This is a genomic window from Gemmatimonadaceae bacterium, assembly GCA_036273715.1.
Taxonomy (GTDB): Bacteria; Gemmatimonadota; Gemmatimonadetes; order Gemmatimonadales; family Gemmatimonadaceae; genus JADGGM01.
In genome coordinates, this window is the sequence record DASUHB010000037.1 from 69,914 (window position 1) to 93,323 (window position 23,410).

General features: G+C 69.4%; 22 protein-coding genes and 1 riboswitch. Of the genes, 11 read left to right on the forward strand and 11 right to left on the reverse strand.

From position 1 onward, the window contains the following. Positions 1–93: 93 nt before the first annotated feature. Positions 94–167: riboswitch (SAM riboswitch) on the forward strand. Between the two features lie 264 nt (positions 168–431). Genes VFW04_08735 through moeB form a run of 6 tightly spaced genes read left to right on the forward strand, consistent with a single transcriptional unit; the run spans position 432 to position 6,292 of the window. Then, positions 432–1,664: a pyridoxal phosphate-dependent aminotransferase gene (locus VFW04_08735; protein HEX5179400.1), complete on the forward strand. Its 1,233-nt coding sequence runs from the start codon at positions 432–434 to the stop codon at positions 1,662–1,664. 7 nt (positions 1,665–1,671) lie between these two features. Beyond that, positions 1,672–2,574 (forward strand): 3-methyl-2-oxobutanoate hydroxymethyltransferase, encoded by a 903-nt coding sequence (gene panB / locus VFW04_08740; GenBank protein HEX5179401.1) that lies wholly within the window; start codon positions 1,672–1,674, stop codon positions 2,572–2,574. After that, entirely contained in the window at positions 2,571–3,860 is a 1,290-nt protein-coding gene (gene thrC, locus VFW04_08745) for a threonine synthase (protein HEX5179402.1), read from the forward strand. Before panB ends, thrC begins: the two co-directional genes overlap by 4 nt. Beyond that, positions 3,857–4,828, forward strand: coding sequence for a homoserine kinase (gene thrB / locus VFW04_08750; GenBank protein ID HEX5179403.1), 972 nt, complete (start codon positions 3,857–3,859; stop codon positions 4,826–4,828). The genes thrC and thrB overlap by 4 nt, the downstream gene beginning before the upstream one ends. Beyond that, positions 4,825–5,100 (forward strand): MoaD/ThiS family protein, encoded by a 276-nt coding sequence (locus tag VFW04_08755; protein HEX5179404.1) that lies wholly within the window; start codon positions 4,825–4,827, stop codon positions 5,098–5,100. Before thrB ends, VFW04_08755 begins: the two co-directional genes overlap by 4 nt. 4 nt (positions 5,101–5,104) lie before the next feature. Further along, entirely contained in the window at positions 5,105–6,292 is a 1,188-nt protein-coding gene (gene moeB / locus VFW04_08760; protein HEX5179405.1) for a molybdopterin-synthase adenylyltransferase MoeB, read from the forward strand. Here the strand turns inward: moeB and VFW04_08765 are convergent. The 3 genes from VFW04_08765 to VFW04_08775 are packed head-to-tail and all read right to left on the reverse strand — an operon-like array spanning position 6,286 to position 9,636. Then, positions 6,286–8,484, reverse strand: coding sequence for a DUF2723 domain-containing protein (locus tag VFW04_08765; GenBank protein ID HEX5179406.1), 2,199 nt, complete (start codon positions 8,482–8,484; stop codon positions 6,286–6,288). The genes moeB and VFW04_08765 overlap by 7 nt on opposite strands. 35 nt (positions 8,485–8,519) lie before the next feature. Then, positions 8,520–9,104: a hypothetical protein gene (locus VFW04_08770; protein ID HEX5179407.1), complete on the reverse strand. Its 585-nt coding sequence runs from the start codon at positions 9,102–9,104 to the stop codon at positions 8,520–8,522. Further along, positions 9,097–9,636 (reverse strand): sigma-70 family RNA polymerase sigma factor, encoded by a 540-nt coding sequence (locus VFW04_08775; GenBank protein HEX5179408.1) that lies wholly within the window; start codon positions 9,634–9,636, stop codon positions 9,097–9,099. Before VFW04_08775 ends, VFW04_08770 begins: the two co-directional genes overlap by 8 nt. Before the next feature lie 231 nt (positions 9,637–9,867). Here VFW04_08775 and VFW04_08780 point away from each other — a divergent pair, with 231 nt between their 5' ends. From VFW04_08780 to serA, 3 genes are read left to right on the forward strand one after another with little or no spacing between them, the layout of a single operon-like run. After that, entirely contained in the window at positions 9,868–10,599 is a 732-nt protein-coding gene (locus VFW04_08780) for an HAD-IB family phosphatase (protein ID HEX5179409.1), read from the forward strand. Beyond that, positions 10,596–11,726 (forward strand): alanine--glyoxylate aminotransferase family protein, encoded by a 1,131-nt coding sequence (locus tag VFW04_08785; protein HEX5179410.1) that lies wholly within the window; start codon positions 10,596–10,598, stop codon positions 11,724–11,726. The genes VFW04_08780 and VFW04_08785 overlap by 4 nt, the downstream gene beginning before the upstream one ends. Further along, entirely contained in the window at positions 11,723–13,336 is a 1,614-nt protein-coding gene (serA, locus tag VFW04_08790; protein HEX5179411.1) for a phosphoglycerate dehydrogenase, read from the forward strand. Before VFW04_08785 ends, serA begins: the two co-directional genes overlap by 4 nt. Here serA and VFW04_08795 read toward each other — a convergent pair. From VFW04_08795 to VFW04_08815, 5 genes are all read right to left on the reverse strand, one after another. Then, on the reverse strand, positions 13,333–14,709 hold the full coding sequence (locus tag VFW04_08795; protein HEX5179412.1) for an insulinase family protein: 1,377 nt from the start codon (positions 14,707–14,709) through the stop codon (positions 13,333–13,335). The two genes, serA and VFW04_08795, sit on opposite strands and share 4 nt — an antisense overlap. Further along, on the reverse strand, positions 14,706–16,145 hold the full coding sequence (locus tag VFW04_08800; protein ID HEX5179413.1) for a pitrilysin family protein: 1,440 nt from the start codon (positions 16,143–16,145) through the stop codon (positions 14,706–14,708). The genes VFW04_08795 and VFW04_08800 overlap by 4 nt, the downstream gene beginning before the upstream one ends. 171 nt (positions 16,146–16,316) lie before the next feature. Next, a complete protein-coding gene (locus tag VFW04_08805; protein HEX5179414.1) occupies positions 16,317–16,904 on the reverse strand; it encodes a DinB family protein in 588 nt (195 codons plus the stop codon). A 166-nt stretch (positions 16,905–17,070) separates the two neighbouring features. Beyond that, positions 17,071–17,352: a ubiquitin-like small modifier protein 1 gene (locus tag VFW04_08810; protein HEX5179415.1), complete on the reverse strand. Its 282-nt coding sequence runs from the start codon at positions 17,350–17,352 to the stop codon at positions 17,071–17,073. Further along, entirely contained in the window at positions 17,352–18,539 is a 1,188-nt protein-coding gene (locus tag VFW04_08815) for a hypothetical protein (protein ID HEX5179416.1), read from the reverse strand. Before VFW04_08815 ends, VFW04_08810 begins: the two co-directional genes overlap by 1 nt. Positions 18,540–18,876: 337 nt before the next feature. Between VFW04_08815 and fabF the strand changes: the two genes are divergently transcribed. After that, positions 18,877–20,166 (forward strand): beta-ketoacyl-ACP synthase II, encoded by a 1,290-nt coding sequence (gene fabF / locus VFW04_08820; GenBank protein ID HEX5179417.1) that lies wholly within the window; start codon positions 18,877–18,879, stop codon positions 20,164–20,166. Between the two features lie 17 nt (positions 20,167–20,183). Here the strand turns inward: fabF and VFW04_08825 are convergent, their stop codons facing one another. Both VFW04_08825 and VFW04_08830 read right to left on the reverse strand, forming a co-directional pair. Further along, positions 20,184–20,708, reverse strand: a complete 525-nt coding sequence (locus VFW04_08825; protein ID HEX5179418.1) for a hypothetical protein — start codon at positions 20,706–20,708, stop codon at positions 20,184–20,186. A 263-nt stretch (positions 20,709–20,971) separates the two neighbouring features. Next, positions 20,972–21,337, reverse strand: coding sequence for a hypothetical protein (locus VFW04_08830; GenBank protein ID HEX5179419.1), 366 nt, complete (start codon positions 21,335–21,337; stop codon positions 20,972–20,974). A 329-nt stretch (positions 21,338–21,666) separates the two neighbouring features. On the opposite strand from VFW04_08830, the gene VFW04_08835 reads away from it, so the two are divergent. Further along, on the forward strand, positions 21,667–22,377 hold the full coding sequence (locus VFW04_08835; protein HEX5179420.1) for a DUF3891 family protein: 711 nt from the start codon (positions 21,667–21,669) through the stop codon (positions 22,375–22,377). A gap of 24 nt (positions 22,378–22,401) precedes the next feature. Here VFW04_08835 and VFW04_08840 read toward each other — a convergent pair whose 3' ends face one another. After that, positions 22,402–23,328: a hypothetical protein gene (locus VFW04_08840; GenBank protein HEX5179421.1), complete on the reverse strand. Its 927-nt coding sequence runs from the start codon at positions 23,326–23,328 to the stop codon at positions 22,402–22,404. Positions 23,329–23,410: the final 82 nt, after the last annotated feature.

Sequence of the window (23,410 nt, forward strand, 5' to 3'; positions counted from 1 at the left end):
AGCCATGAGGGAACGGCGCCCCAAACTGAACCGGCACCAGGAGTGCTCCGCGCTTGACACGCGGCGACCCGCGCCGTACGTTGCCCACAGACAATTGTAGGCCGTGGTGATTTGCCCGCATATTGCAGCCACGTTAAACAACTGCTAAAAAGCGACCTCCCGGCCACGTCGCTCGGGATTTTCGTTTTCTACAGGTCGTCTTCGCGCACTTTGCGTGCGAGGCAGTTGCTTTCGATGCTGGCTCACGTTCCCGGGCTCGGGGCAGGATGCGCCGAGACCGCCACGATGCGGACCAACCCCATGGCCGGCGCTTTCGAGCGTCCCGGGAGTCGTTCGCGTATCGCGTAGTCCCACACTGCGAACACGTCGTCTCCGGGCCGCTCAGTCGAGCGGCTTTTTTGTTGCCTAACGCATGGGTCGCGAGGACCGCCATGAGTGCAACCAGGATTGCGGATCTGCATCACGCTGAGCGGAGTGCCGGCGTATCGGCCACCGAGCGCGTGCGCGCCCTCGGCACCGAAACCGCGTTCGCGGTGGCGGCCGCCGCGCGCCGCGTCCAGGCATCCGGCCGCGACGTCGCGCTGCTGCACATCGGCGAGCCCGGCATTCCGACGCCGCCGCACATCGTCGAAGCGGGGATCCGCGCGCTGCGCGACGGGCTCACCGGATACGTTGCGCCCGTGGGCATCCCGGAGCTGCGCGGCGCGATCGCCGACGCGGTTGGCGCGCGCGGCGTGCCGTGCGCGGCCGAGAACGTGGTGGTCACGTCGGGCGCCAAGCCGCTGATGCTGTACACCCTGCTCGCACTCGTCGACGCCGGAGACGAGGTGCTGGTGCCGGACCCGGGCTTCCCCATCTACGAGTCGGTCGCGCGGTTAGGCGGCGCGCGGCCGGTACCGTACCGCGTGCAACCCGGGCCCGACGGCATCGACGTGTCCGAGCTCGCCGCGGCCATCGGGCCGCGCACGCGGCTCCTCGTGCTCAATGCGCCGCACAACCCCACGGGCGCGCTCATCTCGCCGTCGTCGCTCGACGCCATCGCCGAGCTCGTGCTCGAGCACGATCTGGTCGTGCTGTCCGACGAAGTGTACGGCCGACTCGTATTTTCGGGCCGGCACGAGAGTATCGCATCGCGGCCGGGCCTCGCCGGCCGCACGGTGCTCGTGGACAGCTTCTCCAAGACGTACGCGATGACCGGGTGGCGGTTAGGCTTCGCGGTAATGCCGGCGCCGTTGGTCGAGCACGTCGCGACGCTCATCATCAACAACACGTCGTGCGCGCCGCCGTTCGTGCAGCACGCGGGCATCGCGGCGCTCACGGGCTCGCAGCAGTGCGTCGAGGATCTCGTCGCACGTCTGCGCGGAACCCGCGACGCCCTCGTGCGCGGCCTCGCCGGCATCGATGGGGTGCGCGTCACCGAACCCGTCGCCGCGTTCTACGCGTTCCCCGATGTCTCGCCCTTGCTCGAGCGCTCGGGGCTTTCGGTGGACGAGGCCGCGGCTGTGCTGCTCGAGCGGCACGGCGTGGCGGCGCTCGCCGGCACGGGGTTCGGCGCCGGCGGCGACCGGCATCTCCGACTTTCGTACGCGACGGCGCCCGAACGCATCGAGACGGCCGTGGTCCGCATCCGCGCGTGGGCCGCGGATCTCTCTTCGATCTCCTGAGGCTCCCATGGGCGACACCAAGGTGACCCTGGCGACGCTCGCCGCGCTCAAAGCGCGCGGCGAGAAGGCGGTGTTCATCACCGCATACGACTACCCGACGGCGACGTTCGTCGACCGCGCCGGCGTGGACATGATCCTCGTGGGCGACTCGGCCGCCATGACGATGCTCGGCATGCCGAACACGTTAGGCGTGGGCATGGACGAGATGCTGGTGTTCGTGCGCGCCGTGTGCCGCGGCGCGCGGCGCGCGTTCGTCGTGGGCGACCTGCCGTTCCTGTCGTATCAACCGTCCGACGAGACCGCCGTCCGCAGCGCCGGCGCGTTCGTTGCCGCGGGATGCGACGCCGTGAAATGCGAAGGCGGCCGCCGCGTCGTGTCCCGGGTGCGTGCGATGACCGATGCCGGGATTGCCGTGATGGGGCACCTCGGCCTAACGCCGCAGAGCCTCGCCCAACTGGGCGGCTACCGCGTGCAGGGCAAGACGCTCGAGGCCGTGCAGCGCATCGCCGACGACGCCGCGGCGCTCGAGGATGCCGGTGCGTTCGCGGTCCTGCTCGAGGCGATGCCGGCCGAGGCGGCGGCGCTCGTCGCCGACCGGCTCGGGATTCTCGTGTACGGCATCGGCGCCGGACCGCACGTCGACGGTCAGTTAGTCATCTCCCACGACATCTTCGGCAATTTCGTGGGCGAGATCCGGCCCCGCTTCGTCAAGCGCTACGCCGATATTGGCCGAGATCTCGAGCGCGCGGCACGCGAGTACGCATCCGACGTGCGCGCCGGACGCTTTCCGGCCGACGAACACTGCTACGCCATCGCGCCCGACTGTGAAGCGGAGATCCGCGCCGCGCGGCGTACGCCGGCGCCGGCGCCGGCGCCCGTCGAGCTTCCCTTTGCCCGAGTCCTGCCATGACGCTGTCCCTGAGTCCACAACCGGCCGCGACCGCGGCTCGCTCGTCGTTGGGCGTGGTGCCGCTCGTCTGCCGCAATTGCGGCGCGGCGCACGACGCGGCGCCGGTGGCCATCTGCGACCAATGTCTCGGTCCGCTGGAACCCGTGTACGATCCGGCGCGCGCGTTGCCGGACCGCGCGACCATCGCAGCGCGCGGCGCGTCGCTCTGGCGCTACCGCGAATGGCTGCCGATCACCGGCGAGCCGCTGTACTCGCCGGACACGGGCTGCACGCCGCTCGTCGAGGCGCCGCGCCTCGCCCGCCGGTTAGGCATCGCCCGCGCGTGGGTCAAGAACGACACGGTCTCGCACCCCTCCCTGTCGTTCAAGGACCGCGTGGTCACGACGGCCATCAACGCGGCGGCCGCGTTCGGCATCCGGACGATCGGGTGCGCATCCACCGGCAACCTCGCCAACGCCGTCGCCGCGCACGCAGCCCGCGCGGGACTCGAGGCATGGATCTTCATTCCGCACGATCTCGAGTTAGGCAAAGTGGCCGCCACCGCGATCTTCGCGCCGCGCCTCGTGCGCGTGCGGGGCACGTACGACGATGTGAACCGCCTCTGCGCCCAGGCCGCCGATCGATTCGGCTGGGGCATCGTGAACGTGAACCTCCGCGCCTACTACGGCGAAGGGTCCAAGACCATGGCCTTCGAGATCGCGGAGCAGCTCGGCTGGCGCTTGCCGTCCGCGGTGATCGCACCGATGGCCGGCGGCTCGCTCGTCACCAAGCTGCGCAAAGGCTTCGGCGAATTCCTCGATGCCGGTCTCGTGCAGGGCGCGCTGCCGCGCATTTTCGGCGCGCAGGCATCGGGGTGCGCGCCGATCGCGCGCCTGGTCGAGCGCGGCAACGACGAGCTGGTGCCCGAAATTCCGCGGACGATCGCACGGTCGATCGCCATCGGCAATCCGCCGGACGGTCGCTCGGCGGCGCGCATCATTCGCGACACCGGCGGTTGGGCGGAGCATGTGAGCGACGAAGAGCTGGTGGCCGGCATTCACACGCTGGCCGAGGACTGCGGCATCTTCGCCGAGACGGCCGGCGGCACCACGGTGGCCGGCGCGCTGGCGCTCGCCCGCGCCGGCCGGCTCGAGCCCGACGACGAGCTCGTGCTCTGCATCACCGGACACGGCCTCAAGACGCTGGAAGCGTTAGGCGACGTCGCCGCGTCGGCGCCGGTGATCGAACCGCGTCTGCGCGACGTCGCCGCGCTCGCGGCTCGAGCGGAAACCCAGAGCGCGTCGTGACCGTCTCGGTGTCGGTACCCGCCACGGCGTCGAACCTCGGCGCCGGATTCGACTGCATCGGCGTGGCGGTTCACCGCCGGCTGCACGTGTCGGTCGGCTTCGCGAGCGACGGTCCACCGATCACCATCCGGCGGTCGGGCACGCTGGCCGCGCTCGACATTGGGCCCGAGGATGATCTCATCGTCGCCGGCTTCCGCGCCGCGTGTGCGCGCGCGGGGCGCGAGCTGCCATCGCGCCTGGCCTTTTCGGCCGACTCCGACATTCCCGTGGGCCGCGGCCTCGGCTCATCGGCGGCGGCGCTGGTGGCCGGCGCGATGGCGGCGGCGGCATTGCTCGACGATGTGGTGGACGCGCGCCGCATCATTGCGTTAGGCGCGGAGCGCGAGGGGCATCCCGACAACGTGGCGCCCGCGGTGCTGGGCGGCGCGGTGCTCGCGGTGTCGCCCGCCGGCGCCGAGCCCACGACGGCCACGCTCGACGTCCACGCGTCCCTGCGCTTCGCGTTCGCGATTCCCGACTTCACCGTGGACACGCAGCGCGCGCGTGCCGCGCTGCCGGACAGCCTCCCGCACGCCGTGGCGCGGGCCGCGGCCGCCGCCGCCGCGGCGCTCGTGGTCGGACTCGCGCGCGCCGACGGGGCGCTCCTAACGGCCGGCCTCGAGGGACCGCTGCACGTCCCATTTCGCCGGGCGCTGGTGCCGTGGTACGACGAGGTCGTCGCCGCCGGACGCGCCGCGGGCGCGTTCGGCGCGACGCTCAGCGGATCGGGCTCATCGGTGGTGGCAATTGCCCCGCTGGAGCGCGCCGACCAGGTGGCGGCCGCTATGGCCGCCGCCTGGTCGGCGCGCGGAGTCGCCGCCACGCCGTTCGTCTCCGAACCATGCGCACTCGGCGCGTCGTCGGACGCCATCGACCGGAACGCACCACCATTGCCCGGACGTTCATCCACCGTGGAGATTTCCTCATGAGCATCACCGTCCACCTGCCCACCATGCTCGCCCGTCTCGCCGGCGACTCACAGGCGCTCGAGGCGAGCGGCGACACGGTGGGCGATGCGCTCACCGACGTCATCGCACGCTTCCCCGCCCTTGGGCCCCGGCTGCGCGATGACGCCGGCAAGCCCTACGGATTCGTGACGTTCTACCTGAACGACGAAGACATTCGCTTTCGCGGTGGATTCGCCGCGCCCGTGGCCGACGGCGACGAAGTGATTGTCGTCCCGACCGTCGCCGGCGGGTGATGCGATGACCGCGACAGGAACCGCGCCCGTGGATCACGCCCAGCGACTCGGCCAGCTGCCGGAGCTCTCGACCGAAGAGCTGCAGCGCTACAGCCGCCATCTGCTGTTGCCCGAGGTGGGGCTCGAGGGCCAGCGGCGGCTCAAGGCCGGCCGCGTCCTCCTCGTCGGCGCGGGCGGCCTCGGCTCTCCGTTAGGCTTGTATCTCGCCGCCGCCGGCGTTGGGCACCTGGGGATCGTCGACTTCGACGTCGTCGACGTCACCAACCTGCAGCGCCAGGTGCTGCACGGCACCCGCGACGTCGGGCGCCCCAAGCTCGATTCGGCGCGCGACCGTTTGCTCGACATCAATCCACACACCGACATCGAGACGTACGAGATGCGCCTCTCGTCGGAGAATGCGCTCGAGATCGTGCGCGAATACGATGTCGTGGTCGACGGCACCGACAACTTCCCGACCCGCTACCTGGTGAACGACGCGTGCGTGCTCACCGGCCGGCCAAACGTGTACGGCAGCATCTTTCGCTTCGAGGGCCAGGCGAGCGTGTTCGCCACGCCCGATGGCCCGTGCTATCGATGCCTGTTCCGCGAACCGCCTCCGCCGGGCCTGGTGCCGAGCTGCGCCGAGGGCGGCGTGCTGGGGGTATTGCCCGGGCTCATCGGGACGATCCAGGCAACCGAGACGCTCAAGATTCTGTTAGGCACGGGCGTCACGCTGGCGGGGCGCCTCCTGCTCGTCGACGCGCTGCGCATGCAGTTCCGCACGCTCAAGCTGCAGCGCGATCCGGAATGCCCGGCGTGCGGCACGCGCACGCTGCGCGAGCTGATCGATTACGAGGATTTCTGCGGCCTGCGCGCCGTGCACAGCGGGCCGGGCGTGCCGGAGGTGACGCCCGCGGAGCTCGTGGCGTGGCGCACGCGCGGCGACGCGATCGATCTCGTCGATGTCCGCGAACCCGGCGAATGGGCGCTCGGCCATCTGCCCGGGGCGCGGCACATTCCGTTAGGCGCGGTGGGATCGTCGCTCGACGCGTTCGACCGCGGCCGGACCACCGTCCTCTACTGCAAAGGCGGCACGCGCAGCGCACAGGCCGCCCGCATGTTGCAGGAGGCCGGTTTCGACAAGGTCTGGAGCCTCAACGGCGGCATCCTCCGCTGGCGCGCGGAAATCGATCCGACGCTGCCCAACTATTGATCCGACGAACCCTGCCCGGCATCGCGCATCAGCCGCGCCGACCGCGCCATGGCATCGACCGTGGCGGCGACCGTTTTCGCCGCGGTGGAGTCGCCATGCTCCTGCATTGCCTGGAAGATGATCGACCCGATGATCGCGTAGTGGTACGCAATGCCGACCGACGACCGATCCACCCAACCGTCCTGCGTGATCAGCGCCTTGGGCGCGAGGTACACGCTGTCCCAGAGCGCCTCGGTCGTCTTCTCGTCGAAGTAGCCGCCGGAAATCCGGAAGGTGTCCGCCGTCGCCGTGATCGGCGCCGGCACGAGCTTGGTCACGAGCCCCTGCGTGAGCATGTACGGCTCCAGGCCTAACGCATCGCCGTACTCGCTCGACGAAAAATAGATGGGCCGCTCGGGATAGGTGTCGCGGATCATCCGCAGCACCACGAGCTGGTCTCGCGTCAGGTATCCGGCCGGAATGCGCGCCGTGATGTCGCCGGCCTTGAAGATCTGCGGTTCGCGCAGGGTCAGCACCGGCGGAATCGAATCCGCCTGCGCGAACGTCATGTGCAGCGGCGGGCCCGACGGCACGGGCCACGACTTGCCCCGAAAGCGCGCCGGTCCGGTGGCGGCATCGTACGGACGTATGGGACGCCGAATGATCTGCCGAACGAACCAATCGGTGCCCAGGTACGTTGCGACGGCCACGATCACATCCTGGCGCACGCCCTCGACTTCCTGCGCATACCACAGCGGGAACGTGTCGTTGTCTCCGTTGGTCACGATGATCGCGTACGGCTCGACGGAATTGAGCATGTCCACCGCCCAATCGCGCGTGAACATCTGGCCCGAGCGCGGCGCATCCCGCCAGTTGCCGACGAGCGGAATGAACGCGATCGCCAGCACGGGACACGTCGCCAGCCACGCGCGCCTGGGCAGAATCGCGGCGGCGGCCGCCTTGGCGCCGGCCACCATCGTCGCCAGCGATTCCCAGAGATACATGAGGCCCAGCGCCACCCACACGCTGTACGACGAAAAGCTCCAGAGATAGAAGTAGTCACGGTCGCGCGGCTCGCGCGCCACCGTGTTCCCGAGCTGCGGCGCCTGCGAGAAGCTGTACTTGAAATTCATGTAGTACACGAGCGCCAGCGACACCGTGAACGAGAACACGGCGAAGTACCAGAACGATTCGGGGTCGTGCTTCCAGTGCGCCCATGCGCCGGCCAGGCCTAACACCAGAAACAGCGCCGCCAATCCGTTCTGCAGGCGGTCGTGCTGACCGTACGCATCGCGCAGCCACTGCCACTTGAAGTACAACCAGTACATCCCGATCTGCGCCGACAACGGCGCCTGGCGGTCGAGCACCGACGGCTTCTGATACTGCTTGCGGTTGATGTTGTCTTCCAGGCGCTGCACGGTGAGCCCGCTGAACGTGCACGACCACTCGAAGTGCGTAAGGCACCCGGTCGGCTCGCCCTCGTTGATCGTCGGGAAATGCGCCGCGCGGATCGGCTCGTACGCGAAGGGCGTCAAGCCTAACACAAGCACGGCGATCGCGAGAAGCACCAGCCGCCATCGCAGCAGCGTCTGCGGACGGCGCACCAGCACCGCAATGCCCACCGCCGGCAGCGGCAGGAATCCGGCGGGGTGATTCGCGTAGCCGAGCCCGAGGAGAAACGCCACGAGCAACAGCCACCGGTCGGCGCGCGGATCGTCCGGATTCTCGCACCAGCACACCATGAGCCACGAAATGACCGCCAGCCCGATGAGCGAGATGGTGTACACCTTCTCGTTTACCACCGACTGGTTCCAGACCGTGAACGCCGTCGCGCCGACCAACACCGCCACGGCGGCGCCGGTGATGCGCTGCCAGCGCTGCGTCACCCAGCGCCACAACACGCGCTCGGTGATCAGAAACCAGAATCCGGCCGCGGCGGCGCTGGCCAGCGCGGCCATGACGTTGATCCGCTGCGCATAGGTCACCGGAATCGGCAGCAGCCCGAAGAAGTGGCCTAACAGAACGAAGACGGGATTGCCCGGCGGATGCGGGAGGCCGAGCACCTTGGCCGAGGCGATGTATTCGCTCGTGTCCCACATCGCGGTGGACGGCGCGAGCGTTACCAGGTACAGCACGAACGTGAGGGCTGCCGCAATGGTCGCGGCGAGATACGACGGCTTGTAGTCGCTTGTCGCGGCGGTTCGGATGGGCATCGAGGATGGCGAGAGAATGGAGCGGCGCGAGATCGTCAGGTGGAGTCGCGGTGCGACGATGCGGCAGATGGGGGCGGCGCCTCCGGACGGTCGGCCGCGCGCGGCGCGCTGACCCACCGCGTCCCGTCGACGAGGAAGGCGAATCGGACGTCGTCGCGCCGCAGCGGCACCACGGCCGCCCACCGTTCTGCGTTAGGCGCCGGGCTCCGCGACAACGGCGTGCGCGTGGTGCTCCACGCGTTGAAGTCGCCGGCCAGCACCACCCGCGACGCGCCGCGCGCCCGCAGCGCGAACCGCACCAGATCGAACGTGTCGTGCAGCGCCGGATCGATGGAATCGCCAATGTACGTCGCGCTCGCCTCCAGCGGCTCGGGCAGCGACGACTGCCACATCGTCCGCGCGGAGCTCGCGAGAATCGCCACGCCGGCCGCGCTCGCCGCGAGCGCCAGGCCGAGCGTCCGCAGCCGCGCGGCCCGCGTGATGCGCGCACGCCGCGCGTTGGCCTGGGCCGCGCCGCGCACCAGCGCCATGATGCGCTCCACGTGGTCGGGCCGTGCGGCGATCGGCTCGCGCAGCGCCGACTGCATCCAGCGCGGCAGCTCGTCGCGGTCGTTAGGCATGGATCGACTCCCCGAGCAGCGCCCGCATCCGCGCGCACGCGCGCTTCACGCGCATCTTGAGCGCCGACACACCGACGCCGGTCGCCGCCGCCATTTCCTCGTACGACAAATCGGCGCTGAAGCGCAGGAGCACCGCTTCACGTTGCACCGGATGCAGCCGCGCCAGCGCCGTGCGCAGCATCGCGTCGCGCTCCGCCCACTCCGCCGCGTCCTCATCCCACGATCCCAGCTCGATGCCTGCATCCGCGAGCTGCGCTTCGCCGCGCCGCCGCCGCGCCAACGTGGTGCGGCATTGGTTCACGAGAATGCGAAACAGCCACCCGGTGAACCGCTCTCGCTCCTGATATCGGCCGAGATGCCGATACGCGCGCAGGAACGTCTCCTGTGTCGCATCTTCCGCATCCTCGCGCGAGCCGAGCACGTGCGTAGCCAATCGCAAGCACGCCGCGTGGTGACGGGACACGAGGATCGCAAAAGCCTCGGTGTCACCGTCCAACACGCGACGCACGATGGCAGAGTCGGATGCGGTCATGCCGGAATAACTTCGGGTCGCGCGATTTCGTCACCGGCCCGAACCGGTCCGCGTATCGCGCCTGGAGGAGAGGAACCGCGGAACGCTAATGACGGACGGCCGGTCCGGTAAGCCCCTCGTCACAATGTGGTTCGGCGTCGCCGCGAGACTGGTGTCGATCGGCGCCACGAGGAAGATTAACGGAAGAACCTTTCTGCGCGACCATTTCGACTCGCCACCCGAACGGGAGACGTGCGTTTTCGCTGCGTGATCTTCGACTGCGACTCCACGCTCTGCGCCATCGAAGGCATCCAGGTGCTGGGCGCCGCGCATCACCAGGAGATCGCGCGCCTTACGGCGTCCGCCATGCAGGGACAGATCGCGCTCGAGCAGGTATACGCACATCGCCTGGCGCTGGCGCAGCCGGCGCGCCGCGACCTCGAGGCGCTGGCGGACCGGTACGTCGCGACGCTCGTGCCGGACGCGCGTGAGGTAGTGCGCGCGCTGCACGCCGAGGGCATCGAGGTCCGCATCCTCTCCGGGGGCCTTCGTCCTGCCGTGCTCGCCGTCGCGCGTGCGTTGGGCGTACCGGACGACCGTGTCGCGGCGGTGGATCTTCGCTTCGGCGATGACGGATCGTACTGCGGCTTCGATGAGGCATCGCCGCTCGCGCGCTCGGGCGGCAAACGGGCGGTCATTGTCGGGTGGGACCCGCCGGCACCGCGTCCGTCGATGTTGGTGGGCGATGGCGCGACCGATCTCGAGGCCCGTCCGGCGGTGGATGCGTTCATCGCCTTCGCGGGCGTCGTTAGGCGAAGCGACGTGGTCGACCGGGCCGACCTCGTCATCGACGGACCGTCGCTCGCGCCGGTGGTTCCGCTGGCGTTAGGCGGCGTGCCCCCGCGTTCCCCACTGGCGCGCGCCGTGTTCGACCGCGGCGCCGCACTCCTGGCCGGTCAGACGCTCGAGGAGAGCACACCATGACGCACGCCACACTCGACCGTGAAGAACGCATCGTCGTCACGCGTCCGCGATTCGGACGCTTCTTCCTGCCCGGCCCGACGGAAGTGCGCGCCGAGGTTCTGGAGGCGCAGCTGCGCCCGATGATCGGCCATCGCGGCAAGCCGATGGAGCAGTTGATCGCCGAGATGCAGCCGGCGCTGCGCGACGTATTCCGAACGTCGCGCCCGGTGGTCATCGCGACGTCGTCGGCCACCGGGCTCATGGAAGCCGCGGTGCGCAACGGCGCGCGGCGCCGGGTGCTGTCGCTGGTGAACGGGGCCTTCAGCGAGCGCTTCTATCAGATCGCGCTCGCCTGCGGCCTCGAGGCCGACGCGCTGCGGGTCCCGTTAGGCGAGGCGCATGACCCGGACCGCGTGGCCGCGGCGCTCCGCGGCGGGTCGTACGACGCGGTCAGCGTCGTGCACTCCGAAACGGCGACCGGCGTGCTCAATCCGATTGCCGAGATCGCCCGCGTCGTGCACGAGGCCGGCGACGTCGTGGTGCTGGTCGACAGCGTCACGGGCATCGCGGGCGCCCCGGTGGAGACCGACGGTTGGGCGCTCGACATGGTGCTCACCGGCTCGCAGAAAGCCCTGGCGCTGCCGCCCGGTCTTGCGTTAGGCGTCGCCAACGACGCGGTGCTGGCCCGCGCCCGCGAGGCGCGGGGCCGCGGCATCTACTTCGACCTGGTCGAGTTCGAGAAGTACCTCGCCAAGCACCAGACGCCCAACACGCCGGCGCTGTCGCTGTTCTATGCGCTGGAGGTGCAGCTGCGGCACATCGCGGCCGAGGGCATCGAGGCGCGCTGGGCGCGGCACGCGGCGATGGCCGCGCGCTGCTGGCAATGGGCGGACGACATGACGCAGCACGGCATCCCGGTAGGCGTGCTCGCGCCGCCGGGATTCCGGTCGCCCACCGTCACCTGCCTCACGCTGCCGCCGGGCACCACGGGGCCGGCGGTCGCCACGGCGATGGCGGCCCGCGGCTGGACCATCGGCGCGGGCTACGGCGAGCTCAAGGATGCGACGATCCGCATCGGCCACATGGGCGACCACACCGTCGCCGAGCTCGATGCCCTCCTCGCCCAACTCGCCGAGGTGCTCGCGTGAGCGCGCAGTGGCGGGTGCTCGTCGCCGACGCGATCGACCGCTCTGCGTTAGGCCCGCTCACCGAGGACACGCGGTTCGAGGTCGTCGATGCGCCCGGCCTGTCCGGCGACCGCCTCGCCGGCGCCATGGAAGACGTGGATGCCGTGCTCGTCCGCAGCGCCACGAAAATCACCCGCGACTCCCTCGCCCGCGCCGGGCGCTTGAGCGTCATCGGCCGTGCGGGCGTCGGCGTCGACACCATCGACGTCGACGCCGCCACGGAGCGCGGGATTGCCGTCCTCACGGCGCCATCGGGCAACACCATTTCGGCCGCCGAGCTCACGTTTGCGCTGCTGCTGGCGCTGGTGCGGCGCGTCGCCGCCGCCGACCGGTCGATGAAGTCGGGCGCCTGGGACCGGAAGACGTTCACCGGCACCGAGCTCTACGGCAAGACGTTAGGCCTGGTCGGCGCGGGCCGCATCGGCAGCGAGGTCGCGCGCCGGGCGCGCGCGTTCGGCATGCGCGTCGTCGCCTTCGATCCCTATCTCGCGGCCGACCGCGCCGCGGAGCTCGAGATCGAGTTGGCGCCGCTCGAGCAGGTCGTGGAGCGCGCGGACGCGATCACCGTGCACGTGCCCCTCACCGACGCGACACACGGACTGCTCGACGCGGCGATGCTCGCGCGCGCCAAGCGCGGCGCCGTGGTCGTGAACTGCGCGCGCGGGGGCATCCTCGATGAGCACGCGTTGATCGATGCGCTCCGCGAGCGCCGGCTGGCCGGCGCGGCGCTCGACGTCTACGAGCAGGAACCGCTGCCGGCCGACCATCCGCTGCGCCTGCTCGACAACGTCCTGCTCACACCGCACCTCGGCGCATCCACGGCGGAGGCGCAGCGCAACGTGGCGCTCGAGATTGCGGATGCGGTGCGCGCCGCGCTCGCCGACGGCGACCTCTCGCGGGCGGTCAACGCACCGGCGGTCGGCGGCGACGACATGCGCCGGGCCGGCCCGCTGCTCGCGCTGGGCGCGACGTTAGGCGTGGTCGCGGCCGCGCTCGCCGACGGTCCGGTGCAGGAGGTGGAAGTCACCCTCGCCGGCAGCGCACCGCGGCTGCTGCGGCCCCTGGTGCCGTGCGTGCTCGTCGGCGTGCTGCGGTCCACGTTAGGCGCGGCGCGCGTCAATTTCGTGAACGCCGCCTGGCTGGCGAAGGGACGCGGCATCACGGTCACGCAGGCGCAACGCGAACAGCACGCCGACGGCGGCGACCGCGTGGAGGTCCGCGTGCGCGCCGGCGACGCCGTCACGCTGGCCGCGGGCACGCTGGTGGGACGGCGCCCGCGGCTCGTGCGGATCGGCGACTATCGTCTGGACGTCGAGCCGCGCGGCACGCTGATCGTGCTGCGCAACCGCGATGTGCCGGGCGTCATCGGCCGCGTGGGCACGTTGTTAGGCGCGGCCGGCATCAACATCGGCGAGTATCACCAGTCGCGCCTGGGCGCCGGCGGCGAAGCGCTGGCAGTGCTCAACGTCGATGCGCCGCTCGTCCCGGCGGTGCTGGACGACCTCCGCGCCCTGCCCGGCGTGACCGACGTCAGGCAGGTGGAGGTCGGCGACGGCGTTGCCGTCCGTTAGAACGTCGAGAAGTCCTTGCGCGACACGCGCGTCGTGTCGCCCACGTAGACGAACTGGATACGCGAGAAATAGCGCTTGCCGGCGCTGCGCACGTCGCCGGTGGTCACGTTGCGCAGCTCTTCCATCGCGTCCGATGCCTTGCGATAGTCGCCCTGATACAATTGGGCGCGCGCGAGGAAATCCGCCTGCGCATCGTCCGTGCTGTTGGACGCGAGATAGTCGAAGATGAAGCCGGCCGTGAAGTACGGCATGTCGATGGAGTCGGTCGGCACGTGCTCCACCCACTTGATCTGGTCCTTGACTAACGGCAGCACGTGCGCCGGCGACGCCGTCGAGAAGTATACGCCGCCGGCCGAGATGCCGCGATCGGTGAACGGCGCGTAGGCGGCGTAGCTGAGCCGGCGCTGGTCGCGCACCATGTCGCCGACGCGGGACGACAACAGCGCCGTCGCCACGCGGAAGGCCGCGTAATCCTTGGCCGATGCCGGCGGCCCCTCGAACACGCCGAGCACGTAGTTCGTTGCCACCGGGCGCTCGCGCATCACCACCGGCACCGGCGGCGCCGCGGAGTCCTGCGGCAGCGACCACACGTAGTCGCCTCGGGGCAGCGTCGCCAGCGTGGCGCCCGCGGCCCGCTCCACCGCCTCGCGGCTCACGTTGCCGACCACCACGAGCAGCATGCGCGACGTCACCACCTGCATCCGCTCGTACGTCGCCAGCGCCGCCGAGTCGAGCGCGCCTAACGATTGCTCCGTGCCGTACGGCTCGTAGCCGTAGGCGCGGCCGTGGAAGGTCACGCTGTCCGAGAGCAGCCGCAGATACCCGTCGGGACTGATGAGCCGCTGGTGCACCGCCGATCGCATCTGATCCCGCACCAGCGCAACCGATGCCGGCGCGAGCGTCGGGTGCATGACGCGCTCCGCGAACACGCTCCAGCTCGAGTCGAAATCCGCCGTCACCGCGCGAAAGCCGACTTCCGTCCAATCGTCGGAGGCATCGATGTCGAAGTCGCTGCCCGTGCGCGCCCAGGCCTTGCGCGTCGCATCACCGGGATACTTGGCCGTGCCGTATTTCGACGTGCGCAGCAGTAGCGCCTCGATCCCCTGCGTCCCTTCGGTGAGCTGGCGCCGTCCGCCCAGCAGATACAGGTGGACCGCCACCACATCGTTCGCGTAGTTGGCGCGCTGGATGACCTGCAGGCCGCCGACAGTGTAGGCGACGGTCACGCTGTCCAGCGGCACGAGCCGGCCGGTCGCCGTCGCCACTTGCAGCTTCTGCTCGGGCCGCGCGCTGGCGCACCCGCCTAACGAATAGCACGCGAGCGCGGCGACGCAGGCCGCGCCGCTCCGGGCCAACCAGTGGGCGCGCGTCATGGAGCGCTCTCCGCCATCTGAAGGTATTCCTGCAGCATCACGTTCACCTTGTCCGCGTCCTGCGGCCGCACGAGCACGCCGATCGCGAACGGATGCCCGACGATGTATCGTTGGGCGAACTGCTGCAGATCCGCCGGCGTCCGCGTCGACAGGCTGTCCCCGTAGGTCATGTAATAATCGAGTCCGCTCGTGGCCCACCAATCCGCGTACTCGTAGGCCAGACTCGGCCCGCGCTCGAGCTCGAACGACTGCGCCACCCGGCGCCGCTTCGCCGCGATCGACAGCGCATCCTGATCGAAGTACGACGCATTACCCATCAACATCAGCTCGGTCTGCAGCACCGTGAGCGCAGCCGCGAGATGATCCACCGTCGTCGTGCCCGAAAACTCGATGGCCCCGACGTGCGCTTGCGTGTTGTAACCCAGCCCCGCGCTCTGAAACAGACCGGACTCGACCAACCGCTTCTGGAACTCCGACTCCTCGTCGCTCACGAGCTGCGACAGCACATCGGCCGCGTACGTGTCGCCTTGTTGCGACGTCGCGCTCGGCCCCTGCCATTCGACGAGGATCGTGACATCCGGGACGTCGGCGGCGACGACGGTCGCGCTCGACTTGGCAAGCGCCGGCACCCTGGGCACGGGATGCGCCACGTACGGATCCGCACGCCGCTTCCACCCGCCGAAGTGCGACTGGGCCCAGGAGAGCACCTTGGGTGCGGACACGTCGCCGGTCACCACCAGCGCCGAGTTGTTAGGCACGTAGTAGGTGTGGAAAATCTGATCGAGCCGCTGAGGCGTGGCGGCGAACAGCGGCAGCGCCGATCCGAGCGCGTCCTTCTGCGGCCACCCGGCGCCCCACAGCGCGCGGGAGACGGCCTGGTCGAGATGCGTGCGCGGGTCGGACATGTCGCGGCCCAATTCGTCGAGCACGACCATCCGCTCTCTGTTCAGATTGTCCTGCTCGAAATGCGGCTCGCGCACCAGGCGGGCGAGGATGTCCATCCCGTGATCGACGTTCTGCGAGGGGAGCGTGAGATAGTACGACACGAGCTCTTCCTGCGTCTCGCCGTTGTACGCGGCGTGCAGCGGCCCGATGTCCTGCTGAAAGCTCTGTTGCTGGATGCCGCGATAGCCGCTGAACAACATGTGCTCGAACAGGTGCGGCACGCCCTCGTCGGTGGTGTCCTGCGACATGGCGCCGGTCTTGACCACGAGGTCGACCGTCGCCAACGGCACGGCGTGATTCTCGACGACGATCACGCGCATGCCGTTGGCGAGGGAATCGCGATGCGTGATGTCGCTGAGCGCGTGTTGCGCGGCGGCGGGGGACGCGAACGGCAGCAGGGCGAGCGAGACCAGCCAACCCTTCCGGACCCAAGCGTTAGGCAACGTTGGGCGGCGCAGGCGGGGAGCCGGCGCGGTTCCGACGACTATCACGATGCACGCTCCATGCGGGCGGGGCGCGCCGCATCGTCGCGGCGCGTCGCAACAACTTGCAACCGCAGCCGGGACGACGCAAGAGGCCGTCCCGTCACCTTTCGCCCAACAAAACCCTAACGCATGAAGTTAGGCGCCTCGAACTGCGTCACACCGTGTGGTGGGCCCGCGTCAGCCCGGCCAGGCGCCGAGCAGCCGGCGCAGCACCACCAACTCCCCGAGGTGATACGACGTATGCGTCGCCGCCACCAGGACTTCGCGCACCAGGGTCTGCCCCGAACCGTGGGCGAACGGCGTGTAGAGGTCGCTCGCCGGATCGCGCACCAGCCGCTCGAACGCCTCGCGGTCCGCGCGGTGGCGCGCGATGCTGTCGTTCCACGCGTTCGCGTTCGGCGGATTTGGGTCCGCCGGCCAGTACTCGCTCGGAAAGTCCGGCGACACGTGCGACGGATTGCGGCTGAACTCGAGTATGTCCCAGAAGGCGATGCGGATGTGCTCCAGGATCATCCACGGCGAGTACGGCGCTCCGTTAGGACGCTGCCCTCGCAGGGCGGCGGGCATGTTCGCCACCACATCCTCGTACGCTGCGTGTGCGTGGCCGCCCCGCAGCACCGACACCAGTTCCTCGCGGAAAGCGACGTCGGTCGGCTCGGCGGCGCTCCGGGTGCGCGAGGGCCGAGTGCTGGATCGCGCACGCTTTGCCGTCGAGCGCCGGCCGGTGCGCGCCGGCGACCGCTTCTTCTTCTGTGTCTTGGCCATGTCCGGATCGCTCCGCCGCGGCCACTGCCGCGACCATTAACGCATGGGGTGTGCGAGTGCGAAAATCCAGATCGCGGCCGCGATCAGCAGGACGATGCCCGCCACCGTCACCTGCGCCCGAATCTTCCGCTCACCCTGACTCATGTGCGTCCTCCCATTCGTGCCATCAGCCGCCGCTCACCGCGGGCAGAATCGTCACCCGACTTTCCGGCGAGACCGGCGTCGCCAATCCCAGCGCAAAGCGCACGTTGTCTTCATCGACGAACACGTTCAGGTGCTGCCGCACGTCGCCCTGCTCCGTGAGGACCCGGTCGCGCACGCCAGGATACTGCTCGCCTAACGCTTCCAGCGCGTCGCCGACCGTGTCGCACCGCTCGCGCAGCTCCACCACGGCACGGCCGCCGGCGTAGGGCTGCAGCGGACCGGGAATCGCGACCACCAGCGGCACTAGCGAGCCCTCCGCACCGGGCGGTGCGCCGACGCTTTCTTCCGCCGCGCCGTCGCCATTTTCCGCGTTGCATGCGACGTCGCCGGCGACATGACGGCCGCTTTCACGCACACCACCGACGGCAGTGACCTGGCCACCATCTCCCACGTCGCTCCCTCGTCGCGTGAAGCGAACACCTTGCCGCTGCGCGTGCCGAAGTACACGCCGGCCGGATCGCTCGCATCCGTGTCGAGACCGTCCCGCAGCACGCTCTCGAACGCGCCCTCCTGCGGCAGGCCGCGCGACAGCGCCTTCCACGACTTTCCCGCATCCCGCGTCCGGTAGACGCGCAGCTTGGCCTCGGGCACGCACCGGAACTGATCGGATTCCAGCGGCACGATGTAGGCCGTGTCGGGATCGTGCGGATGAATTGCCATCGCGAATCCGAAGTCCGATGGGACACCGTTCGCAATGTCGTGCCACGTCTCGCCCCAGTCATCGCTTCGATACAGACCCCAATGGTTCTGCAGGAACATCCGCTCGGGGCGCGACGGATGCGACACCACCTTGTGCACGCATTGGCCGAATTCCGGATATTTGTCGGGCAGGAATTCGGCGCGGACGCCGACGTTGCGCGCCCGCCAGCTCTTGCCGCCGTCGTCCGAGCGGTAGAAGCCGCCCGTCGACATGGCGATGCCGATGCGGCCGTCGCCTAACGGAACGATGGTGTGCAGGCACTGCCCGCCGCCGCCGGGCGTCCATTTTGGCCGGTGCTCGTGGCCGAGGAGTCCGGCGTTGGCCGTCCAGGTCTTTCCGGCGTCCTGCGACTCGAATAGCGCCGACGGTTCGACGCCGCAATACATCACGTCGGGACGGTGCGCCGGACCCGGGCGAATCTGCCAGATCTGCTTGAGCGCGAGCCCCGACTCGGCCGGAAACTTGATCGCGTGCTCTGCCTTCTCACTCCACGTTTTGCCGAGGTCGTCGCTCGACCTGAGCGACGAACCGAAAAAGGGATTGCCCGTGCCCGCCCAGATGCGCTGGCGGCCGGCGCGCCCGTCGAACGCCATGGCGTATACCGGTTCGCCGCGGAGGTAGGGACCCGACACGGTCCACTTTGTACGAGCGCCGGTCGAGCGAAAGACGAACGCACCCTTCGTGGTGCCGACGAGAAGAAGCACGCCGCTGTTCGCAGACTTCTTGATCATGCCAAACGCTCCATAATCGGTGGAGTGGGAGGATCGGGTCACGCCCGAGCTGCGTCGAATTGATGGCACGTCCCGCTAAATGATGCCAACCACCGGCGACAGACGCCAGACTTGTGACAAGCCGTCGCGGCTCGGCGCACTCGAATTCCAATTGCAGTTCCAACCGGAAACCAGAGTCGCGATCGGGAGCGCGCCGGGCGTTGCATCTGCAATACCATGCGCACATCGTTCACCGAATCCCTTGGGCTCGAAGCGTTTGTGGCGAGTCGCAAGGAACGATTTCTGGCGGTCCGCAGCGCGTCGGACACGTCGTCCCCCAACACTGCACACCCGCCCCATGAGCGAGCGAGCGCCGACACCTTCCCAAAGCGATGCCGGCGTTCGCCGTGCGGTTGTGACCGGTATGGGCGCGATCACGCCGGTCGGAAACACCGTTCGAGAATCCTGGGACGCCTTGCTTCGCGGCGTGAGCGGCGCCGCGCCGATCACTCGGTTCGACGCGTCGGCGCTGGCCACGCGCTTCGCGTGCGAGGTAAAGGGATTCGACCCGGCTGCGCACCTCGACCGGAAGCTCGCCGGCCGAACGGACCGGTACTCGCAGTTTGCGCTGGTTGCGGCCGATGAAGCGGTGAAGGACGCGGGTCTGTCGCCGGGCGACATGCCGTCCCCGGAGCGCGATCGCGTCGGCGTCTTCCTGGGTACCGGCGTGGGCGGGATCGAGACCTTCGAGGCGCAGGCGTTGATCTTCGCCAAGAGCGGTCCTCGGCGTCTGTCACCGTTTTTCATCCCGATGATGATTCCGAACATGGCGTCAGGGCTCATCGCGATGCGCTACGGGTTTCGGGGGCCGGGACATGCCGTGTCATCGGCGTGCGCGACGGGCAACCACGCCCTTGCCGACGCGCTGGCCGCGATCCAACTCGGCCACGCCGACGTGGTGCTCGCCGGCGGCAGCGAGGCGGCGGTGTGCGCGTTAGGCATCGGCGGCTTCGACGCGATGCGCGCGCTGTCCACCCGCAACGACAGTCCGCAGACGGCGAGCCGTCCGTTCGACGCCACGCGCGACGGGTTCGTGTTGGGCGAAGGGGCCGGCGTGCTGGTGGTCGAATCGCTCGAGCACGCCCGGCGGCGCGGCGCGCGCATCTACGCCGAGTTGTGCGCGGTGGGTGCGGCGGCCGACGCGTATCACATGACCGCGCCCGACCCCGAGGGCACCGGCGTCCGTCTGGCCATGCGCCGGGCGCTCGACGAGAGCGGGATTCCGGCGGAGGCGGTGGACACGATCAACATGCACGCGACGTCGACTCCGTTAGGCGACGAGGCGGAGTCGGCCGCGGTGCGCCGGTTGTTCGGCGCGCACGCCGACGCGCTGGTCGCGACCTCGACCAAGAGCATGACCGGCCACTTGCTGGGCGCCGCGGGCGCCGTCGAGGCCATCTGGAGCGTGCTGGCGATCGTGCACGGGGTCGTGCCGCCGACGATCAACGTCGAGCAACGCGACCCCGCGTGCGACATCTCGCTTGCGTTAGGCGCCGCCGTGCGGCGGCCGGTGCGCGTGGCCCTCAACAACGCGTTCGGCTTCGGCGGCCACGATACGTGCGCCGTCTTTCGCGCCCTCGACGCCTAACGAAAAGGCTCGCCGGCTCAGTTCGACGCCGGGCCGCTGTCGTTGGGCGGGCGGCGCATCCGCATGGCGCCGTCGGGGCCGCCACGGCCGCCCGGTCCCATCCGCCGCATGATCCCGCCGCCAAACCCCCGGCCGCCGCGCATGCTGGAGCGCCGCGCCATGGCGAGGCGCACCGCCATCTGCCGTTGATCGGCGGTCAGTACCGAATCGGCCGCGCTCGTCGCCCGCCACCAGATGGTGCGCAGTGAATCCGTCAGCGTCGCCAGGTTGTCTCGCTGCTCCTGCGTGAGCTGCGGACGCTGCGCCGGCGGCTGTCCCTGCGCCTGACCCTGCGGATGCGGAAACATCGCACGCATCTGGTCCATCACCGCGCGCGATTGCTTGCGTGTCGATTCGTGCAGAGCGATCAGCTGTGTCACCTGCGCGCCGCTCAACTGGAGCAGCGACTGCTCGTCCAGCAGGCGGGCAGCCGGATCGGACTTCATCCCCAGCATCATGAACCGGCCGCGCATCCGCATGCGCGGCCCGAACGACTGACGCATGGCCGCGCGTCCCTGCCCTCCCTGTTGCGGAGCGCCTTGCGCAGCCGGAGCACCGGCATCGATCGACGCCGCGAACGCGAGGCAGAGCGTACCAAGTGCAGCACGATGAATGCTTCGGAGAACCGAGCGACCAAACGCGAGCGTGCCTGACACGGGAGTCCTCCAGTGGTGAGAGCGCGCGACCGATCGAGACTCCGGCCACGAAGGGCCGGTGCGGCGCCCTGGCAGCCGCGCAGAGGCGAGGGTCGCTACATGAAATACTGCTATCGGGGCTGCGCCGTTTGGTCGTGCATCGCTACGGTGATCGTGCTGCCACGCACCGGCCAACGCAGGCGTTGGGCGAGGCCGCTCGAATCGAACGCATGTTGAATGATTTCGCGGTTTTCCGTGAAGTGTGCCCAATCCTCGACGTGCACTGGAACGATCGTCGCCAGAGGACAAGCGCGTGCGAACTCCACGCCATCGGCCGCCGTCATGGTGATGGCCGCGCCGGCGCTCCGGTGACGCGCAGCACGCCGCCCTCGGGCGACGCGAGCTCCGCGCGTCTGCCAGGGCTCGAGCCCCACCGCCGCGCCGCCGATGCGGCTCGCGCCTAACGGGCTCGTGAACACGGTTCGCGATGCGAGCAACGTGCGTCCCGACGGTCGAGATTGTCGAAGTGGTGATCGTGGCTCAGCAGCACCGCATCGATGGGCCCGACGGACGCGGGATCTAACGCCGGACCGCGAAGCTTGGTGAGTGTGCTCGTCGCCCTCTCGTAGACGGTGTTGCCCGCATCGAACGTCGGATCGGTGAGAACGCGGATGCCGGCGACCTCGAGGCGCACCGTCGGGCCACCGATGTAGGTTACGGCAATGTGGTCAATAGTTGATGACACAGGTCGCGATGCTCAGCATGCGTGTACCAGTGGAACGTGTGCGCGCGGGCTGTCGTTCCGACGCTATTCGGTGCCGGCGCGATGATCGTTCGCGAAGCAGGCTCGACGCGGATCTTGATCACGCAGCCGGACCACGCGGCGCTCGCCCGTCGCATCATGGACCGCTGGACGGACGAGGAGCTCGCACAATCGCCGCGCCGGCAGGACATCCTGCACGCAGTCGAGCACCACGACGACGGCTGGATCGAGGTGGACCGTGCACCAATCGTGGATCACGCGACCGGTGCGCTGCTCGACTTCATCACGGCGCCGATCCCGGTGCGGCAAGGCATCTGGCCGCGTGGCGTTGGGCTGCTCGCGTCCCGACCGTATGCCGCGGCGCTGGTGGCGCAGCACGCGCTCCACGTCTATCGGCGGTATCGCCAGGAGCCCGCGTGGTCGGCGTTTTTCGCCGAGATGGAATCGCTGCGCGCACACCACCTGCGGGCGGCGGGGCCGGCCACGCTGGACGCGCTGCTCTCCGATTATCGCTGGCTGCGAACGGGAGACATTCTATCGCTCGCCTTTTGCAACGGATGGACCGAGGTGCAGCACGACGAGCGCGGCGGCGCGGCCCACCTGGTGGGCGACCGGTTGGTGCTGACGCCGGATCCGTTCGCCGGCGGCGCCGTTCCGCTCGCCGTCCCCGGCCGCCAGCTGCCTAACGCACCGTTCGCGTCGCCCGCGGCCGCCGAGCAGGCGTATGCAAGAGCGCCGGCGACGACTCTCACGGGAGTCGCCGCCGGCGCCTAACGTAATGATGCGGGGGCCCGGCGCTTACGAATGCGCGATCGAGTACACGCCGCAGCCCGTCCACGTGATGTGCACCGAACCGCTGCTGCCGAAGGTGAGCGTCAGCTCGCCGGCCGTCACGCTCGTCGCGCAGTTCGGGTCGACCGTGAGCGGCGTCGCCGTCGCGAGCGTGAACGCGTAAGTCGTCCCGTCGAACGTGAACGACTCCGTGCCGTTGGCCGAGAACGTGCCGCCGGGCAGCTGCTGACCCTCGACGAGCAGCGCCTCCGCCGGGAAGGTGTACGTCGCCGTGAGATTCGCGGCCACGCTGTCCTTCACCTGCTGCGGCTTCGTTTCGTTCACCGAGATGTAGTAGTTGCCGTCCTCGGTGATCGATCCGATCGTCTCGGCGATGTCGAGCGTGCCGCCGATGCCTAACGTGATGTCCACCTGCTCGGTGCCGCTCGTCACCGCATCGTGCAGCAGGAAGTTGTCGATGCCGGCGTGGTAGTCGAGCGACGGCGTGCTCGGGTCCGGATCCTTGATCACGAACGTCCCGCTCAGCGACAGCGTGCCGTCCGAGTTGTCCGTGCAGTTGGCGGTGGTGTACGTCTCGCTCACGCTGTCCGGGACGCCGTCCCCGTCGGTGTCGACAATCGGGGTCGGCGCGAATTCGGGACAGTTCGTGAACGCCAGCGCATGCAGCCGCGAGCGGGCCTTCGTCGACAAGCTATTCATCGCGGGCGCCCGGTCGAACAAGCCGAGGAAGGGCGATGCGCCCGTCGACGTCATGGCCTGGATCTGCGCCGCGATCGAGGTCGCGAGCGTGGTGGCCAACTCTTGCTGTACAGCTGCCGGCGGCACACCGGTTTTCGGACCTGTCGTACCGCTACTTCCCCCGCACGCACCGAGCGCAATCACTGCAACCCCGGCAATCGTCGCACGGGCCACCGCAATGGTACACGAACGCATGGTTGACACTCCGACAAGAAGGATGGGAAGACAGCGCGGTGTGCGGCAGCGACATCGCTGCCAACTACGAGAGACGTGGCGC

Excerpts from the sequence above, each read along its gene's own strand:
- VFW04_08770 (HEX5179407.1), bottom strand. The coding sequence starts at position 9,104 with ATGCCTAACGACCGCGACGAGCTGCCGCGCTGGATGCAGTCGGCGCTG.
- VFW04_08765 (HEX5179406.1), bottom strand. The coding sequence starts at position 8,484 with ATGCCCATCCGAACCGCCGCGACAAGCGACTACAAGCCGTCGTATCTC.
- VFW04_08735 (HEX5179400.1), top strand. The coding sequence starts at position 432 with ATGAGTGCAACCAGGATTGCGGATCTGCATCACGCTGAGCGGAGTGCC.
- VFW04_08840 (HEX5179421.1), bottom strand. The coding sequence starts at position 23,328 with ATGCGTTCGTGTACCATTGCGGTGGCCCGTGCGACGATTGCCGGGGTT.
- fabF (HEX5179417.1), top strand. The coding sequence starts at position 18,877 with ATGAGCGAGCGAGCGCCGACACCTTCCCAAAGCGATGCCGGCGTTCGC.
- panB (HEX5179401.1), top strand. The coding sequence starts at position 1,672 with ATGGGCGACACCAAGGTGACCCTGGCGACGCTCGCCGCGCTCAAAGCG.
- VFW04_08775 (HEX5179408.1), bottom strand. The coding sequence starts at position 9,636 with ATGACCGCATCCGACTCTGCCATCGTGCGTCGCGTGTTGGACGGTGAC.
- thrC (HEX5179402.1), top strand. The coding sequence starts at position 2,571 with ATGACGCTGTCCCTGAGTCCACAACCGGCCGCGACCGCGGCTCGCTCG.
- VFW04_08825 (HEX5179418.1), bottom strand. The coding sequence starts at position 20,708 with ATGCGTCAGTCGTTCGGGCCGCGCATGCGGATGCGCGGCCGGTTCATG.
- VFW04_08835 (HEX5179420.1), top strand. The coding sequence starts at position 21,667 with ATGATCGTTCGCGAAGCAGGCTCGACGCGGATCTTGATCACGCAGCCG.
- VFW04_08795 (HEX5179412.1), bottom strand. The coding sequence starts at position 14,709 with ATGACGCGCGCCCACTGGTTGGCCCGGAGCGGCGCGGCCTGCGTCGCC.
- VFW04_08805 (HEX5179414.1), bottom strand. The coding sequence starts at position 16,904 with ATGGCCAAGACACAGAAGAAGAAGCGGTCGCCGGCGCGCACCGGCCGG.
- moeB (HEX5179405.1), top strand. The coding sequence starts at position 5,105 with ATGACCGCGACAGGAACCGCGCCCGTGGATCACGCCCAGCGACTCGGC.
- VFW04_08815 (HEX5179416.1), bottom strand. The coding sequence starts at position 18,539 with ATGATCAAGAAGTCTGCGAACAGCGGCGTGCTTCTTCTCGTCGGCACC.
- VFW04_08755 (HEX5179404.1), top strand. The coding sequence starts at position 4,825 with ATGAGCATCACCGTCCACCTGCCCACCATGCTCGCCCGTCTCGCCGGC.
- VFW04_08785 (HEX5179410.1), top strand. The coding sequence starts at position 10,596 with ATGACGCACGCCACACTCGACCGTGAAGAACGCATCGTCGTCACGCGT.